Source organism: Streptomyces sp. TP-A0356 (assembly GCF_001417775.1).
Taxonomy (GTDB): domain Bacteria; phylum Actinomycetota; class Actinomycetes; order Streptomycetales; family Streptomycetaceae; genus Streptomyces.
This window is the reverse complement of the sequence record NZ_BBZJ01000053.1, coordinates 1-14,422: the sequence shown is the minus strand read 5'-3', so window position 1 is coordinate 14,422 and position 14,422 is coordinate 1. Positions and strand designations below refer to the sequence as shown.

15 protein-coding genes and 1 pseudogene are annotated in these 14,422 nt (G+C 69.6%); 7 read left to right on the top strand and 9 right to left on the bottom strand.

The annotated features are described in order from the left end of the window. Positions 1–134: 134 nt before the first annotated feature. Positions 135–281, top strand: a pseudogene (locus ASC56_RS42690) (IS630 family transposase); the annotation flags it as partial. On the opposite strand, the gene ASC56_RS37010 reads toward ASC56_RS42690, so the two are convergent. Further along, the gene (locus ASC56_RS37010) at positions 278–622 is read right to left on the bottom strand and encodes a type II toxin-antitoxin system PemK/MazF family toxin (RefSeq protein ID WP_037664509.1); all 345 of its coding nucleotides are present in this window, start codon (positions 620–622) and stop codon (positions 278–280) included. The pseudogene ASC56_RS42690 and the gene ASC56_RS37010 sit on opposite strands and share 4 nt — an antisense overlap. 168 nt (positions 623–790) lie before the next feature. Here ASC56_RS37010 and ASC56_RS37005 point away from each other — a divergent pair, with 168 nt between their 5' ends. Then, positions 791–1,327, top strand: a complete 537-nt coding sequence (locus ASC56_RS37005; RefSeq protein WP_055495990.1) for a GNAT family N-acetyltransferase — start codon at positions 791–793, stop codon at positions 1,325–1,327. A 54-nt stretch (positions 1,328–1,381) separates the two neighbouring features. Here the strand turns inward: ASC56_RS37005 and ASC56_RS37000 are convergent, their stop codons facing one another. Beyond that, on the bottom strand, positions 1,382–1,942 hold the full coding sequence (locus ASC56_RS37000) for a hemerythrin domain-containing protein (RefSeq protein ID WP_055495989.1): 561 nt from the start codon (positions 1,940–1,942) through the stop codon (positions 1,382–1,384). 257 nt (positions 1,943–2,199) lie between these two features. On the opposite strand from ASC56_RS37000, the gene tkt reads away from it, so the two are divergent. Next, positions 2,200–4,413, top strand: a complete 2,214-nt coding sequence (gene tkt / locus ASC56_RS36995) for a transketolase (RefSeq protein ID WP_055495988.1) — start codon at positions 2,200–2,202, stop codon at positions 4,411–4,413. 4 nt (positions 4,414–4,417) lie between these two features. Here tkt and ASC56_RS41010 read toward each other — a convergent pair whose 3' ends face one another. Continuing rightward, the gene (locus tag ASC56_RS41010; RefSeq protein ID WP_159039831.1) at positions 4,418–4,609 is read right to left on the bottom strand and encodes a hypothetical protein; all 192 of its coding nucleotides are present in this window, start codon (positions 4,607–4,609) and stop codon (positions 4,418–4,420) included. A 31-nt stretch (positions 4,610–4,640) separates the two neighbouring features. Here ASC56_RS41010 and ASC56_RS42955 point away from each other — a divergent pair, with 31 nt between their 5' ends. Next, complete coding sequence (locus ASC56_RS42955; RefSeq protein ID WP_267887667.1) at positions 4,641–4,775, top strand: hypothetical protein; 135 nt, start codon at positions 4,641–4,643, stop codon at positions 4,773–4,775. 335 nt (positions 4,776–5,110) lie between these two features. On the opposite strand, the gene ASC56_RS36990 is transcribed toward ASC56_RS42955, so the two are convergent. From ASC56_RS36990 to ASC56_RS36980, 3 genes are all read right to left on the bottom strand, one after another. Next, positions 5,111–5,602, bottom strand: coding sequence for an STAS domain-containing protein (locus ASC56_RS36990; protein ID WP_063785073.1), 492 nt, complete (start codon positions 5,600–5,602; stop codon positions 5,111–5,113). Further along, a complete protein-coding gene (locus ASC56_RS42950) occupies positions 5,602–7,083 on the bottom strand; it encodes a PP2C family protein-serine/threonine phosphatase (protein ID WP_267887666.1) in 1,482 nt (493 codons plus the stop codon). Before ASC56_RS42950 ends, ASC56_RS36990 begins: the two co-directional genes overlap by 1 nt. A gap of 587 nt (positions 7,084–7,670) precedes the next feature. After that, positions 7,671–8,867, bottom strand: a complete 1,197-nt coding sequence (locus ASC56_RS36980; protein ID WP_055495987.1) for an NAD(P)/FAD-dependent oxidoreductase — start codon at positions 8,865–8,867, stop codon at positions 7,671–7,673. Between the two features lie 290 nt (positions 8,868–9,157). On the opposite strand from ASC56_RS36980, the gene ASC56_RS36975 reads away from it, so the two are divergent. Both ASC56_RS36975 and ASC56_RS36970 read left to right on the top strand, forming a co-directional pair. Then, positions 9,158–9,793, top strand: a complete 636-nt coding sequence (locus ASC56_RS36975) for an ABC transporter ATP-binding protein (protein WP_234377257.1) — start codon at positions 9,158–9,160, stop codon at positions 9,791–9,793. Then, positions 9,790–10,581 (top strand): hypothetical protein, encoded by a 792-nt coding sequence (locus tag ASC56_RS36970; RefSeq protein WP_055495986.1) that lies wholly within the window; start codon positions 9,790–9,792, stop codon positions 10,579–10,581. Before ASC56_RS36975 ends, ASC56_RS36970 begins: the two co-directional genes overlap by 4 nt. A 393-nt stretch (positions 10,582–10,974) precedes the next feature. On the opposite strand, the gene ASC56_RS36965 is transcribed toward ASC56_RS36970, so the two are convergent. Further along, positions 10,975–12,744 (bottom strand): SpoIIE family protein phosphatase, encoded by a 1,770-nt coding sequence (locus tag ASC56_RS36965; RefSeq protein ID WP_055495985.1) that lies wholly within the window; start codon positions 12,742–12,744, stop codon positions 10,975–10,977. A gap of 310 nt (positions 12,745–13,054) precedes the next feature. Between ASC56_RS36965 and ASC56_RS36960 the strand changes: the two genes are divergently transcribed. Further along, the gene (locus ASC56_RS36960) at positions 13,055–13,567 is read left to right on the top strand and encodes an ArsI/CadI family heavy metal resistance metalloenzyme (protein ID WP_055495991.1); all 513 of its coding nucleotides are present in this window, start codon (positions 13,055–13,057) and stop codon (positions 13,565–13,567) included. Positions 13,568–13,583: 16 nt separating this feature from the next. Here ASC56_RS36960 and ASC56_RS36955 read toward each other — a convergent pair whose 3' ends face one another. Together ASC56_RS36955 and ASC56_RS36950 are read right to left on the bottom strand one after the other, a co-directional pair. Beyond that, positions 13,584–13,772 (bottom strand): hypothetical protein, encoded by a 189-nt coding sequence (locus ASC56_RS36955; protein ID WP_055495984.1) that lies wholly within the window; start codon positions 13,770–13,772, stop codon positions 13,584–13,586. A gap of 257 nt (positions 13,773–14,029) precedes the next feature. Beyond that, on the bottom strand, positions 14,030–14,422 hold a 393-nt coding region (locus ASC56_RS36950; protein ID WP_159039825.1), incomplete at its 5' end, for a transposase.

The window sequence follows — 14,422 nt, the reverse complement described above, 5'->3', positions numbered from 1 at the left end:
GATACCGACTGACACCTGCCGACGGCTTCTGGCTGTATCGGTGATTCCTGACACCGGTTGTCGAGCGGCCGCGACACCGCCCGGTGCTGGCGGAGAGTGATATCGCCAAGTTTTGACACCACTTGGGGGCTTGCGTCGAGGCCCGCTTCGGGCCGCTGCGGCAGTTCACCCTGGCTAATACGCATCATCCGAACCACACGATCCAGACCCGGGCCCTGCACGCCGAGAAGGGCCTTCGCTGGGGAAGCCGCCCCTGCTCGTTGCCTGATCAAGCAGCCTAGCGCGCAGCCTGCTCGAGTCCACCGGCACGGAGGGCATCCTCGATCTCGCCGAGCTTCGCTGACGACAAGACTCCCACCCGCTCGGTCAGATCTTCCTTGGCCAGCGTGACCAGCCAAGTGCACGGGACAAGACCGGGACGAGGCAGCGCCACTCGAAGGACGCCCTCGACAGGCAGCCCCTCGGGCGCCCCCACTGCCACCTCAACGGCCACACCGCTGATCTCGATCCCCGCAGGAGCGACGACCTGCATCGCTCGGAACCCGGACGCCTCGTCTCCTGACAGCAGTACCACCGGCCGCCGCTCGTCAAAGTCCGCCAACCAGACCTCACCGCGCTGCATGTGCCCTCCCGACGCAGGATCGCGGGGGAACCCTGCACGCCCCGGACCGAACACCCCATTGCCGACCGTAATCCAACCAGTCCAGCGGTCGCAGCGGCCAGCGAACCCGGTGAACCTGCGCGCTCACAGCCCTAGGCCAGTGCTCGGCGGAGAGATCATCATGTGGGAATGACTGAGAACCGATCCACTGTGGCACCGACTGTGGTGCGGCTCGCCCAGTACACGAAGGCGGACCAGGAGGAGATCCTTGGCATCAGCGATGATCCCTTCGGTGTCGCCTGGACCGGTCTGACCTGGCTGCCGAAAGAAGAGCACTTCGCCATCCGGTACGACGGCCGCCTCGTGGCACACGCCGGCCTGCTGCGCCTGCCTGTTGCGATCGGCGACGCCGAGACAGAGGTGGTGGGCGTCGGCGGGGTGGCCGTCTCACCCGGCATGCAAGGTCACGGCCTCGCTCGCCTCGTCGTCACAGCTGCCCTGGAGCACGCCCGAACGATGGGTCCTCAACACGCACTCCTCTTCTGCCGGCCTCCCCTCGTGTCGCTCTACCAGCGCCTCGGATGGCACCCGCTCGACAAGGACGTACTCGTCGAACAACCCGAAGGCCGCCTCGTGACCATGCCGCTGCGGACCATGGTGACGCCCCTGCGCGACGACGCCCGGTGGCCCTCAGGGCCAGTACGGCTGTCCTCACTCCCTATGTGACGGGCCCCCTGTAGCAAAAGCCGCGCAGCGTTCCGGGCAGGACGCCGTGCGCCGTCAGTCCTTGCCGCGCCCCGTCAGGGCGTCCCTGATCCGGTCCACCATGCCCGTGCCGGGGGCCAGCAGCTTGTTGGCCGGCGGGGTGTCAGGAGCCGACGGGTGCGGCCGGGTGGGCGCCGTCTTCTTGGCCTGGCGGACCTTGTCGCCCAGCTTCATCAGCTCCTCTTCGGAGGCCGCCGACCGCAGCCGGGGGAAGAGGTTGTCCTCCTCGTCGCGGACGTGGCTGCGGATCTCGGTCATCAGCTCACCGATGAGCCGGTCGAATTCCGGATCGTCGGCGCCGACGGCTTCGAGCGCTTTCATCGTCCGTTCGGCCTCGGCGTGGTCCTCGATCTCCTTGTCGGCGACCGTGTCACCGTCGGGCAGGAACTCGCGCACGGCCGGGTAGAGGTACGCCTCCTCGGCGACCGAGTGCCGTACCAGCTCGATCACGGCCTGGTCGGCGTACTTCTTGCGCTGCTTGTCTCCCGGGCTCAGGGCCTCGATCTTCCCGAACAGCTCATCGACCTCGCGGTGGTCGGTGGTCAGTTCCGCGATGACGTCCCCGCCGTGTCCCATGGGCGTTCCCTTCTTTCACGCTGCGCCGTCCGGAATGCCTCGACCGTGTATCCACGGCCCAGCGCCCGCAAACCGGGTGGGCATTCGGCGCATCCGCTCACCGCGTGGCACCCAGTGGGCGGCACTGCGATGGAATGCCGTCGGTGGGGTACGCCTGTTCTGACCCGGGTCCGCACGTCGTCGAGGGGGCGTGTGCTGGTCTCCCGAAGCAGAGCACGGCTGAAGCAGAGGGCCCGGCTTGACGAAGGAGCAACGGCATGGCGAGTGAACAGCCCGACGGCACTGCGGGACGCGACAGGTCCTTGGCGCTCCCGGTAGCGGAGCAGGCAGGCTGGGACGAGGTCGATGTGCGGGCGGTGGACACCGTGCGACTGCTGGCGGCCGACGCGGTGCAGAAGGTCGGCAACGGGCACCCGGGCACCGCGATGAGCCTCGCCCCTCTGGCCTACCTGCTGTTCCAGAACGTCATGCGGCACGACCCGGAAGACGACCAGTGGCTGGGACGGGACCGGTTCGTGCTCTCCTGCGGGCACTCCAGCCTGACCCTGTACATCCAGCTCTACCTGGCCGGCTACGGACTGGAGCTATCGGACCTGGAGGCGTACCGGACCTGGGGCTCCGCCACTCCCGGCCACCCCGAGCACCGGCACACCCGCGGAGTGGAAATCACCACCGGACCGCTGGGCCAGGGGCTGGCCAGTGCGGTCGGCATGGCCATGTCGGCCCGCCGCGAACGCGGACTGCTGGACCCGGACGCGGAGCCGGGCACCAGCCCCTTCGACCACCACGTTTACGTCATCGCCTCCGACGGCGACCTCATGGAGGGCGTCACCAGCGAGGCCGCCTCCCTGGCCGGCCACCAGAAACTTGGCGACCTCACCGTCTTCTACGACTCCAACCACATCTCCATCGAGGACGACACCGACGTCGCCTTCAGCGAGGACGTACCCGCCCGCTTCGCCGCCTACGGCTGGCACGTGCAGACCGTCGACTGGACCGGCAGCGGCAGTTACGTCGAGGACGTCGACGCCCTGCTGGCCGCCACACGGGCCGCGAGGGAGGAGACTGGCCGCCCTTCGCTGATCATGCTGCGCACCCTGATCGGCTGGCCCGCCCCGAACAAGCAGAACACCGGCAAGGCCCATGGCTCCGCGCTGGGAGAGGACGAGGTCGCGGCCACGAAGAAGCTGCTGGGCTTCGATCCCGGCGCACACTTCACCGTCGAGGACGAGGTCCTGGCCCGTACCCGGCAGGCGGCTGAGCGCGGCCGGCAAGCGCGCGCGGCATGGGACGAGACGTTCACGGCCTGGCAGAAGGCCAATCCCGAGCGTGCCGCGCTGCTGGACCGGCTGCGGAAACAGGAACTGCCCGACGGCTGGACCGACGCGCTGCCCGTCTTCCCTGCCGATGCCAAGGGAATGGCCACCCGGGCCGCTTCCGGCGAGGTCCTCAGTGCGCTCGCGCCGGTCCTGCCGGAGCTGTGGGGAGGATCGGCCGACCTGGCCGGAAGCAACAACACCACCATGGACGGCGAGCCGTCGTTCCTCCCCGCCGACCGCCAGACCAAGGACTGGAAGGGTGGCCCCTACGGGCGGACCCTGCACTTCGGTATCCGCGAGCACGCCATGGGCGCGATCCTCAACGGCATCGCCCTGCAGAGCCTGACGCGCCCCTACGGCGGCACCTTCCTGACCTTCTCCGACTACATGCGCCCCGCCGTACGCCTGGCCGCCCTGATGCAGCTGCCCGCGACCTACATCTGGACCCACGACTCCATCGGCCTGGGCGAGGACGGTCCCACCCACCAACCCGTCGAACAGCTCGCCGCGCTGCGCGCCATCCCCGGCCTCGACGTCGTGCGGCCCGCCGACGCCAACGAGACCACCGCCTGCTGGCAGACCATCCTGGAGCACACCGACCGGCCCGCCGGCCTGATCCTGAGCCGACAGAACCTGCCCGTCCTGGACCGCGGCAACGGCGAGTACGCCCCGGCCCGGGAAGCGGCCCGTGGCGGTTACGTCCTCGCGGACGCCGTCGACGGAGCACCCGCGGTGATCCTGGTGGCCACCGGCTCCGAGGTCCATATCGCCCTGGCCGCTCGGGATCTGCTGGCCGCCGAGGACCTCGCGGTGCGGGTGGTCTCGATGCCGTGCCGGGAATGGTTCGCCGCCCAGCCGCAGAACTACCAGGACTCCGTCCTGCCACCCTCCGTCCGGGCCCGCGTCAGCGTCGAGGCCGCTGTGGCACAGGGATGGCGCGAGATCATCGGCGACGCCGGGCGAGTCGTCAGCCTGGAACACTACGGCGCCTCCGCCGACTACCAGCGCCTCTACACCGAGTTCGGCATCACTCCCGAAGCGGTCGCCGCCGCTGCCCGTGACAGCATCAACGACGCCCAGCACACCGTCCGCCCCGGCGGCCACCAGCACACGTCAGCACCCACCGAAGGAGGTACCGGCGACCGCCCATAGACCTTCATCCCCGCACCGGTGGGGTTTCGATCGCCTCCTGGTTACTGCCGCCGGAGATCTCCTTCTTTGCGTCTGAGACCTTCACCGCCGTCAGCAAGGACAGCGGCACGGCGGAGGACGTCAGGAAGTTCCGCATCTCCTTCGACCTGCCCACGGTCAAGGGCGCGAAAGCCGAAGCATCCGGCGTCGACGTCATCGCTCAGGACGGCAAGACCTACCTGAACTCGGTGGGCGACCAGTTCCTCGCCGCGGGCACGTCCCGGCCGATCACCGTGCTGATCACCGTGCCGGGCGACCCGGCTCATCTGCCGCGGGAGTACCCCCTCGACGGCCTGAGGGCCACGCGTCTGCCCAACCACTGATCACACTCCACGGGGCAACGCCTGCCGCCGCGCACCCGAACATGCAAGGCATCGCCCTGCGCGTCCGCAACCGTCACCTTTCAACGGAGTCCCCACGTGAGTCTGACTGCCGCCCGGACGTCCGCCGGGCAACCGGCTCCCGGCGATGCGCGGTATCTCTTCCACATCACCTGAGGAAGAAGAACGCCAGTTGCGTCTCCAAGGCGCCGATGCTGCCTATCGCTCGCGGGCCGCCGCAGCACACGGGGAACGGGACAGCCAGCGCGGGGGTACTGCGGTAGGAGCGCCGGGCTCGATCGCTGGTACAGACGCCCCGTCGTGACGCGTCCGCGCGATCAGTTCAAGTTCGCGGAGGGGTTACGAGCGCTGTCGCAGGCCGTGTGTTCCCCTTCGGCCGGCGTACCAGCCCCGTCGGCGGTGCTCACACGGTCGACGGAGCCCTGCGGCCCTGCGCTGGTGGGCTCGTCGGCGGTCATGGTGGTGACTGCTTCGCTGGTGGTGGCATGGACCGGCAGGATCGTGTCGACACCGGTGAGGACGAGCATCCGCATCAGGCGGTCGGGGACGTTGGCGAGCCCGAGTGCACCACCCACCGCCTGGGCGGCGTGCCAGAGACCGATGAGCGCGCTCAGACCGGCGGAGTCGCAAAAACCCACCTGTGACAGGTCCAGAACCAGGTGCGGAGACCCTTGCTCGATGATCATCGAGGCGTCGCGGCGCAGGGTTTCCGCGGTGCGCATGTCCACGTCTCCGGCGACCGTGGCGATCGCGAGGCCGGGACGGGGGTGCTGGACGGTCAGCTGCAGCGTGTCGGTCACGTCGGTCATCACTCCTGGCCGAAGTGTTCGGGCGCGGCGGCGGTGTGGGCGGTGGCAGCGACACTGCCGTCGGGCATGGCGTGAGGGTGGGGGACGGACAGGGCCAGCAGGGCAACGTCGTCGCCGGCTCCGTCGGGCAGCGAGGCCAGCAGGGTGATGCTGTCCTCGACCAGGGAGGTGGCGGTGACGGGCCCGGTGCGCTGGTGGAGGAAGCCGGTCAGGCCGTCGTCACCGAGCATGGCGCCCTCGGTGGTGCGGGCTTCGGTCAGCCCGTCGGTGTAGAGGAACAGACTTTCCCCGGCCGTCAGGGAGAACGTGGTCTGGGCGAAGGGCGCCTGGGGAAAGGCGCCGACGAGCATCCCGCCCTGGGGGCGTACGGCCCGCACCCAGACGGCGCCGCTGTCGTCGGGGCGCACGTGGTAGGCCGGCGGGTGGCCGCCGGTCGCGATGGTGACGGTGAAGCCGCCGTCCTCCCGGGGCTCCAGGAGGCCGAAGACGACGGTGCAGAAGCGGCGGCCGGCAGTGACGTCGGTGAGCAGCATGGTATTGAGCGCGCTCAGCACGGTGACGGGGTCGGCGTCGATCTGGGCCGCGGCGCGCAGGGTGTGGCGGGCCAGGGCGGTGACAGTCGCCGCCTCGGGGCCTTTGCCGCACACGTCACCGAGGAAGAACGCCCACCGGCCGCCGTCGAGGGGGAAGACGTCGTAGAAGTCGCCGCCCACGTCGTGGGCGGAGGCGGTGCGGTAGTGGCAGGCCAGTTCCAGGCCCGGCACCACGGGAAGGGCCGGGGGCAGCAGGGTGCGCTGGAGGGTGGAGGCGAACGCGGCGATGGCGGCCTTGTCCTGCTCCGCCTTCTCCCGCGCCGCCCGTTCCGCCTCGGCCCGTGCCCGTTCCGCCTCGGCGTGCCGCCTCTCCGCCTCCCGGCGGGCCTGCTCGTCGCGCAGGGCGTGCAGCGCCGAGAGCCGCAGCTCCATCTCGTCCAGCACGATCGCGGCGAGATCGGCCAGGGTGGCGGTGTCCTCCTCGGTGATCGAGCGCGGCCGGGTGTCGAGGACGTTGACCGTGCCCAGCTTGTGCCCGTCGGGGGTGATGATCGGTGCGGCGGCGTAGAAGCGCACCCCCATCTCCCCGGCGACCAGCGGATTGTCCACCGCGACAGGGTCCTTGAGAGTGTCCGGGATGACCATCGTGTCGTCACGTAGGATCGCCGAGCCGCACAGGCCCGGATCACGGCCGATCTCCGCGACACCCTCCAGGCCGTGGGCGGCCTTGAACCAGATGCGGTCGGTATCCACGATCGTGACGGTCGCCACCGGCACGTCGAAGAGGCGGGCGGCCATCGCCGCCACCCGGTCGAACGCCCCGTCGGGCGGAGTGTCGAGGATGTCGTAGCGGCGCACCGCCGCGATCCGGGCCGCCTCCGCATCCGGGTCGGGGACCAGCTCGGGGCGGTGCCCGGGAGCCGGGTCGGTGGCCGATGCCTGCTGCATTATCGGCTTTCCTCTCCGTCGATGGGCTGCCGCCGTGAACGGCACGAACCGACGCAGCCTAAAGCGACAACACGCCCGAACGCCAATGCCGCCGTCGGCCGGGCCCCGGTCGCGGTCTGCCGTGCGATGTGCCGTATCGGCGTCGGTGGGAGGGCCCTACAGCGGGGCCTGACTCAGGTGAGCGCTGACTGCTGTGCCCTGATCACACTGTGCCGACCGCTGGCGAGGGGGCGGTGCGTCGCTGGTCAGAGCTGACCGGGCTGCGGCCGGGCCGTGGGTCCATGGGGCGAGAGACGCTCGACAGGCCCTCATGAAGAACATGCTCGCATCAGCGGCCATCGAACAGCGGCCGAATCCGGGGTGCGTGAAGGTGCCTCACCCGCACGCGTGCGGGACAGCACGTCGCGCAGGCCGCTCCCCTCACTCCGCCACCGAACCGACGCGGCACGAGCGGGCCGGCTCGATGAAGGCGGCCACCACATTCATGCGTCTGCGCTGCTCCGCGCCGTAACATCCATGTTTGTCACCGTGGCGTCCAATCGCCCTGCAGGGGGCAAGCGCTGAAGGGTCAGGCTTCCGAAACGCCGTCAGCTCGGAGCATGCCGCCGAGGGGCGAGAAGGGTCGGTCGGGCCTTCTCACGGCGGACCGCGTGGGCGATGGCGCGCGCCTCGATGCCCGCCTGGCGCAGAACCCCCGTGAGGGGATTGGTGTAGCCGGCGAAATACAGGCGCGGGGCTTCGGGATGGGTTTCCGCGCCTGCGACGAGGGGGAATCCGTCCTCGTCGAGTACGCCGAGGGATCCCACCAGGTCGTGGAGGTTGGTCCGGTACCCGGTGGCAGCGATGACCGTGTCGGGCCGCAGTAGGGTGCCGTCGGCCAGTACCACGTCGGGCCCGTCGAATGCCTGGACGGCCGGGACCGGTTCGACCCGCCCGGACCGCACGGCATTCACGAAGCCGTGGTCAAGCACCGGGTTGACCCCCTCGCGGGCGTTACGGGTGTACAGGCCCGTGCGGGGCCGCGGCAGTCCCCGCGAGGTCAGGTCGGGTACCGCGACACGTTGCGTGAGCAGGGAGCTGCGGTCGCGCCACGCCAGCGGGAGGGCTTCCGTCAGCCGGCCGACCGCGTGCCATCGGGCGCTGGCGCGGGGCAGGATGTTGGGCGGAGTACGGACTGAGATCTGTACCCGTGCGGCTCCGGCCCCGGCGAGGACGGCGGCGATCTCGGTACCGCTGTTGCCGGTGCCGACTACCAGGACGTGTTGCCCGCGGTAGGGCGCCGGAGAGCGGTAGCGGGCCGAGTGCAGCAGCGTGCCGGTGTAGGCCGAACGCCCGGGCCAGTGGGGGACGTGCGGGGCGTGGCAGCGGCCGGTGGCAACCACGACCGCGTCGGTGGGGGCGGGGCCGTTCGGGGTGTGGACCAGCCAGCGGGGACCCGAGCCTGGCTCGGCGCGCTGGATGCGCAGTACCGGGGTGGTCAGCCGGACGTTGAGCCGGTGGTGGGCGGCGTAGCTCTCCAGGTAGCGCACGTAGTCGTCGCGGCTCACCCACGGGCCGGCCTGGCGCGGTACGGGCAGGCCGGGGAGTTTCGAGGTGCCGGGGGTGGTGTGCAGGCGCAGGTGGTCGTATCGCTGCGCCCAGCTGGCTCCTACGCGGTCCGACCGTTCGAGGATCACGGTCGGTACGTCGAAGCGTTTCAGTAGCGCGGCGGCCGCCAGGCCGTGGGGGCCGGCTCCGATCACAATCGTGGGAGCGCTGAAGTCTCGCTGTGGTGTCGGGGGCATCGATCACTACAACGGCAGACCGCGGCGCACGTCACGCCTGACTGGCGGGTGTGGAACATCGAGCCAGCGCCGTTACACCAGCCGGTATGCAGTCGTTGCACATCGGGCGGCAGCGCGCCGCCCCGCACGACGGGCCCGGCACGCCCGGTCCGGACCGTCCGGGCCGGACGTGGCTGAGCCGTCATGAGCCGGGCAGGCCGGCGGACGTGAGCCTGCGCGGACCCCGCCACCGTGGCGGGCTTTCCTGCGGGCCGGCTCGCTTCACCTGTCCGATCTTTCAAGGGGCTCATGTGCAGGCAGTAATCACGCGACGCCGGCCACGGCTGCTGATCAGCGGAGTCTACAAGGCGTACGGCCGCAGGCAGGTCCTGCGCGACGTGGACCTCGACGTGGCCGCCGGGACGCTGGTCGGAGTCGTCGGCGAGAACGGCGCGGGGAAGAGCACTCTGCTTCAGGTCGCCGTAGGACACCTCGCACCCGACCGCGGAACGGTGACACGGACCGGGGCAGTGGGGTACTGCCCGCAACGGGCTGTGCTGAACGACGCGTTCACCGTCGGACAGCATCTGCGGCTGTTCCGGACGGCCTACCGGCTGCCGACACTGGAACGCGCCGGCGAGCTGATGGAACTGCTGGCACTGAGCGACTGCCGGCGACAGCAGGTCGGCGAACTCAGCGGTGGAACACGGCAGAAGCTGAACCTGCTGATCGCTCTCATGCACGATCCTCAGCTGCTTGTCCTGGACGAGCCCTACCAGGGCTTCGACTGGGACACCCATCAGCGGTTCTGGACCCTGGCCGCCGACCTGCGTGATCGAGGCCGGTCGATCATCGTGGTGTCTCACCTGCTGCACGACCTGCACCACTTCGACGCGATCGCTCACCTGCGCCAGGGCCGTCTGCACTTCGAGGAGACCCTCCGATGAGGCTCTTTTGCACGGCGTTCACCCAACTGCTGCGCTGCACTCTGCTGGGCCACCTGCGCAACCGGCTGGCCCTCGTTCTGGCGGTCGCGTTCATCCCCGTCTGGATCACCGTGGCACGCCTGTGCACCTCCGACCAAGTGGTGCGCATCTCGCTGGACACCATCAGCGCCCCTGTCTCCGCCCCGGCCGGCCAGGTGGGGCAGGTGGCCAGCGCGCTGGGCGCAGTCACCATGGTCGCGGGCTTCATCACCTTCACCGAGACCTTTCTGTCCCGGCAGTTGGACCGCCGTCTGCTGCTGGCCGGCTATCCCCGGCTGCCGATGTTGATGGCGAAGCTCGCTGCCATCGCCCTAACCGCCGCCGCGCTGGCCTTCTACACCACGATCCTGCTGTGCATCTCCCTGCCCGTTCGCCACGCGGCACCCCTGGCGCTGGCCCTCGCGGGCGCCGGCCTCGCCTATGGCGGCATCGGCCTTCTGCTCGGCTCCCTCGTCCGCGGCGAGTTGGAGGGCTTCTTCCTCATCATCATGCTCAGCCTGGTCGACACCGGCCTGCAGAATCCCGTCTTCAACACGCTCATGGATGTGGCGGGCGTGTCCGCGCTTCCCCTGTACGGCGTGACCCAGCTGGCGCTGAGCTCAGCTCTCACCCCGCACATCCCCTGGTCCTACGGCCTGCTCACACTGACCTGGTCCGGGGCGACCGGCGCCCTGGCGCTGCTCGTCCTCCACGCCCAGCGCCCTTCCCGCTCACCATGGTTTCGCAGGACGAGAGTCCAGGCAGGGTGATCATGGTGAGGGCGGTCTACCTCACAGGACCTCGTCGTCGGCCCTGGAGTTGTCCCACCACCGGTGTGCGTAAGGCTGTCGAGATCAGTGTCGTGCTGCCCCGAGTCGCCGTCGAAGGTGATGGCCGTACGCCGGAGCCGACCTGGACGCCAGGGTTCGATAACCGCGAGCAGCGCAGGAGCCTGCCGTACCCCCTCACCAGCCAGCTCCTCCTGACCGTCCCCGACCTAGACGGCGCCCGTCCTCCTCGGCGAAGCGGCATGCGGACACTGTGTTCTGGCCCCGCTCACCCGCGGGGCAGTGCGGGGCCCGCACCGCGCGAAGTCTTCGCGCGTCGGAGAGAGGCCCCCGAAGGTGCAGCCCACCGGCTCAGGAGCCTCGACGGCCTGCCCTTCAACCCCACGCGGTCTGACTCACGCGTGGGTCAGGCGGGTCATACGGGATCGGGGTACGCAGGGCGATCATGGCGACGTCGTCATCGTTGTCGCTGGGGCGCACCTGGTCCAGCAGCAAGTCGCAGAATGAGTCGAGGGGGCGGTGGGCGAGGGAGGCCGCGTGTCGGCGCAGCCGGTCCAGTCCATGATCGATGGAGTGGTGCGGGGATTCGACCAGTCCGTCGGTGTAGAGCAGGAGCGTGGCCTGGGGTGGCAGGACGGTGTCGGCGTCGGGACGAGGTCTGGTGACTCCGGTGCCGAGGAGTATGCCGTGCGCCTCTTCGAGGTAGCGGGTCTGACCGTCGTGGGTGATGAGCAGGGGCGGCGGGTGGCCGGCGTTCGTCCAGCGTAGGCGCCACAGTGTGTCGTCGCCGAGTGTGAGCCTGGCGAGGATCATGGTGGCCATGGGTACCTCGGCTATGTGCATCACTGCCTCGTCGAGCCGAGTGACGACGGCGCTGGGTGTGGCCTCGGGGTGGGACCAGGCGAAGGCCCGCAGCATGTTGCGGACCTGCGCCATGCCGGCTGCGGCGTCGAGATCGTGTCCGACGACGTCGCCGATGGCCAGTGCGTGAGCGTGGGCGGCCAGGGCGAAGGCGTCGTACCAGTCACCGCCCACGGATGAGGCGTCCGGAGCGGGTACGTAGCGCGCGGTCATCTCCAGTCCCGGCAGGACGGGCAGCTGGGGCAGCAAGTGGCGTTGCATGGTCTCGGCGACTTTGCGCTGGCGCTGGTACAGGCGCGCGTTGTCCAGTGCCAGGCCCGCCCGGCGGGTGAGGTCCTCCAGCAGCGGCAGGTCGGCAGGGGTGAAGGCGTCATGGCGCCGGGCCCGGCCCAGGGTCAGGGCGCCGAGCACGTCGCGCAGTCCGCGGATGGGTGCGATGGCGGCGGAGTGCATACCTGTCGCGGTGAACAGGCGCTGTTGCTCGACCGCTATACCGGAGTCGGGCGCGCCTTGGTAGGTGGCGGGGCCGGCGAGTGAGGAGGCGGCGCCGCGCAGGGCCCGTGACAGGGGCATCGGTGACTCTGCCGGCACGGGAGGCATTGGGCCTTGCAGGTCCTCCCGCTCGACGAGAATGCCGTCCTTGTGCTCCATCACGAGAACGCGTCGTACTTCGTCACGTTCGGTGAGCAGGTCGAACACGGCCCAGTCCGCTAGCCGGGGCACGGTCAGGGCGGCCAGTCGGTGCAGCGCCTCGTCCGCGTCCAGGGTGGATGTGAGCCGCGTGGTCGTCTCTGCCAGCAAGGCCAGGCGGTCCAGTTCCGTCAGCGGCGCGGAGTGGCCGCCGTCGCTGTGGCGCACGTCCCCTGGCTTCGGTTCGTACAGCATCATCAGCGCACCTGTCCCGCCCGGAGCGGGTGAGTAGGGCGTGACCAGCCAGGACAACTGGACGAGAACGCCGTCCCCGCGGGCGAACCACTCGGCGTCGCCATGCCTGGTATCCCCCGTGAGCAGCGCCTTCCTCATCCAGCATCGCGTGCGCGGCACCGAGTGCCCGTATCTGTCCCGGTGCAGCAGGTCGTGGAAGTCCTGACCTACGAGTTCTGAGGCTTCCCTGCCCAGCAGGCTTAGGGCTGCGCTGTTGACCGCGACGATGAGGCCGGCGTCATCGACCGCGATGGCGGACTCCCGCAGGTTTTCCAGCGTTCCACCGAGCAGGGCGCCAGAACACGCCCGAACCCCGGACAGGGGACTACTTTCCCTGCCGGGGGCGGCGACGTCGTCCATGTTCCCTCCTCCGTTCAAGCCCGAATCAGCGCGCCTACCCCGATCGGATCCCGGCATGCGTCGACGGCTCGTCTTCCCTGCAGTGACCGTTCGGATCACCTCCTGGTGGTGCAGGAGGAAGCTGTCCTTCAGTCCCGAGAGCAGGTCGCGAGTGATCAGGAGGGATGGGCTGTTGGTCTTGACGCTCTCAGCGCACGCGTGGAGCAATGAGCCCGAAAACGGCCCCCGAGCTGGTGTTCTTCGTGATTCTCTTCCGGGCGGACATCTTTTCGATGACCCCCCACGTCGGTGTGTCGCGATTACAGCGAGGCTGCCTCCAGCACGTCCTACGCCTACAACCTGTTCCTCGCGATCCAGAGCGCAGAGACTCTACTCGAAGCTGTTCGGCACCGAGCCGGCCAAGCTTCGCCCCGGCTACGCGAACTTCGCCGTAGCCGAGCCCCCGCTCAAGCTCGTCCTCATCGAGGGCGACGCCGGAGAGGAGACCCGCCTGGACCACCTCGGCGTCGAGGTCGGGAGCACCGAGCAGGTCACCGCCGCCACCGCGCGACTGAAGGACGCGGGGCTGGCCACCTTCGAGGAGAATGACACCTCCTGCTGCTACGCCGTCCAGGACAAGACCTGGGTGACCGGCCCGGGCAAGGAGCCCTGGGAGGTCTACGTCGTCAAGGCTGACGCCGACACGCTGGGCAAGAGCGCGGACGGCACGCCGGACGCCTGCTGCGGCACCGCGGCCTGCTGCACCCATGACGAGCAGTCCGTCGACCCGGCCCAGACGCCGGCCGAGGCGAAGGCGTCCGCGGGCTGCGCCTGCAGCAGCTGACCGGCTGGGACCCCGCTCAACCGCGCCGGCCCGGGCGGCGCGCGGCCAGGTCCTGTTCAAGAACGCCGTTCGCTTCCCTCAGCGCGTTGCCTTCGAGCTCCAGGACGTGGACGACGCGGACGGGTTGTCGGGTCAGGCCCCGGAGGTCGTCGCGTTCGGCGCGGACGCGGGGCAGGCCGGACGGCTGTCCGCCATTGCTGGTCACGAGTGGGCGGGAGTCAACTCATTCCCGCACTGCTCCGGCCACGTTGAGGGCTGGTTCGTGCGAAGCCATCCGGCTGTGGTCGGGACGTGCCGTCGTGCCGGGATCGATGGGACCGTTGCGCGGAGCCGTCCCGGACGGGGGTCTGACTCGTGAGATCTATGACCGAAGTGTCCAGTCACAGGCATGTCGACCGCCGTTACGGGATGGCGCTTGCTGGTACCGAGCCACAGGGCGTGTCCCAATAGCGCCTCTGTGTGTCAAGCGGCTTGAGCAAGGTGGTTCCGGTGGTCTCGTTTCATGATCCGGTAGACCACGTTGGACAGACGTCGTTTGAGGGCCCTTCGGGCTTCCGAAGGTGTCTTCCCCTCACTGATCTTGCGGAGGTAGTAGTCCTGCCCGCGCCCGCCGCCGCGGATCTGGCAGACGGCGATCGTGTGCAACACAGAGTTCAGCGCGCGGTTGCCGCCGGTGTTGAGCCGGTGGCGGACGTTGTTGCCACTGGAGGCGTCCAGGGGTGCGCTGCCGGTGTAGCTGGCGAAGTGGTGCTCGGTGGGGAACCGACTGATGTCCCCGATGTGACCGATGACCTTCGCGGCCAGCACGGTGCCCAGGCCCGGCAGGGCGGTGAGCGTGGTGCGAGTCGCGGCGAC

Excerpts from the sequence above, each read along its gene's own strand:
- ASC56_RS37010 (WP_037664509.1), bottom strand. The coding sequence starts at position 622 with ATGCAGCGCGGTGAGGTCTGGTTGGCGGACTTTGACGAGCGGCGGCCG.
- ASC56_RS37005 (WP_055495990.1), top strand. The coding sequence starts at position 791 with ATGACTGAGAACCGATCCACTGTGGCACCGACTGTGGTGCGGCTCGCC.
- ASC56_RS37000 (WP_055495989.1), bottom strand. The coding sequence starts at position 1,942 with ATGGGACACGGCGGGGACGTCATCGCGGAACTGACCACCGACCACCGC.
- tkt (WP_055495988.1), top strand. The coding sequence starts at position 2,200 with ATGGCGAGTGAACAGCCCGACGGCACTGCGGGACGCGACAGGTCCTTG.
- ASC56_RS41010 (WP_159039831.1), bottom strand. The coding sequence starts at position 4,609 with ATGACGTCGACGCCGGATGCTTCGGCTTTCGCGCCCTTGACCGTGGGC.
- ASC56_RS36990 (WP_063785073.1), bottom strand. The coding sequence starts at position 5,602 with ATGACCGACGTGACCGACACGCTGCAGCTGACCGTCCAGCACCCCCGT.
- ASC56_RS42950 (WP_267887666.1), bottom strand. The coding sequence starts at position 7,083 with ATGCAGCAGGCATCGGCCACCGACCCGGCTCCCGGGCACCGCCCCGAG.
- ASC56_RS36980 (WP_055495987.1), bottom strand. The coding sequence starts at position 8,867 with ATGCCCCCGACACCACAGCGAGACTTCAGCGCTCCCACGATTGTGATC.
- ASC56_RS36970 (WP_055495986.1), top strand. The coding sequence starts at position 9,790 with ATGAGGCTCTTTTGCACGGCGTTCACCCAACTGCTGCGCTGCACTCTG.
- ASC56_RS36965 (WP_055495985.1), bottom strand. The coding sequence starts at position 12,744 with ATGGACGACGTCGCCGCCCCCGGCAGGGAAAGTAGTCCCCTGTCCGGG.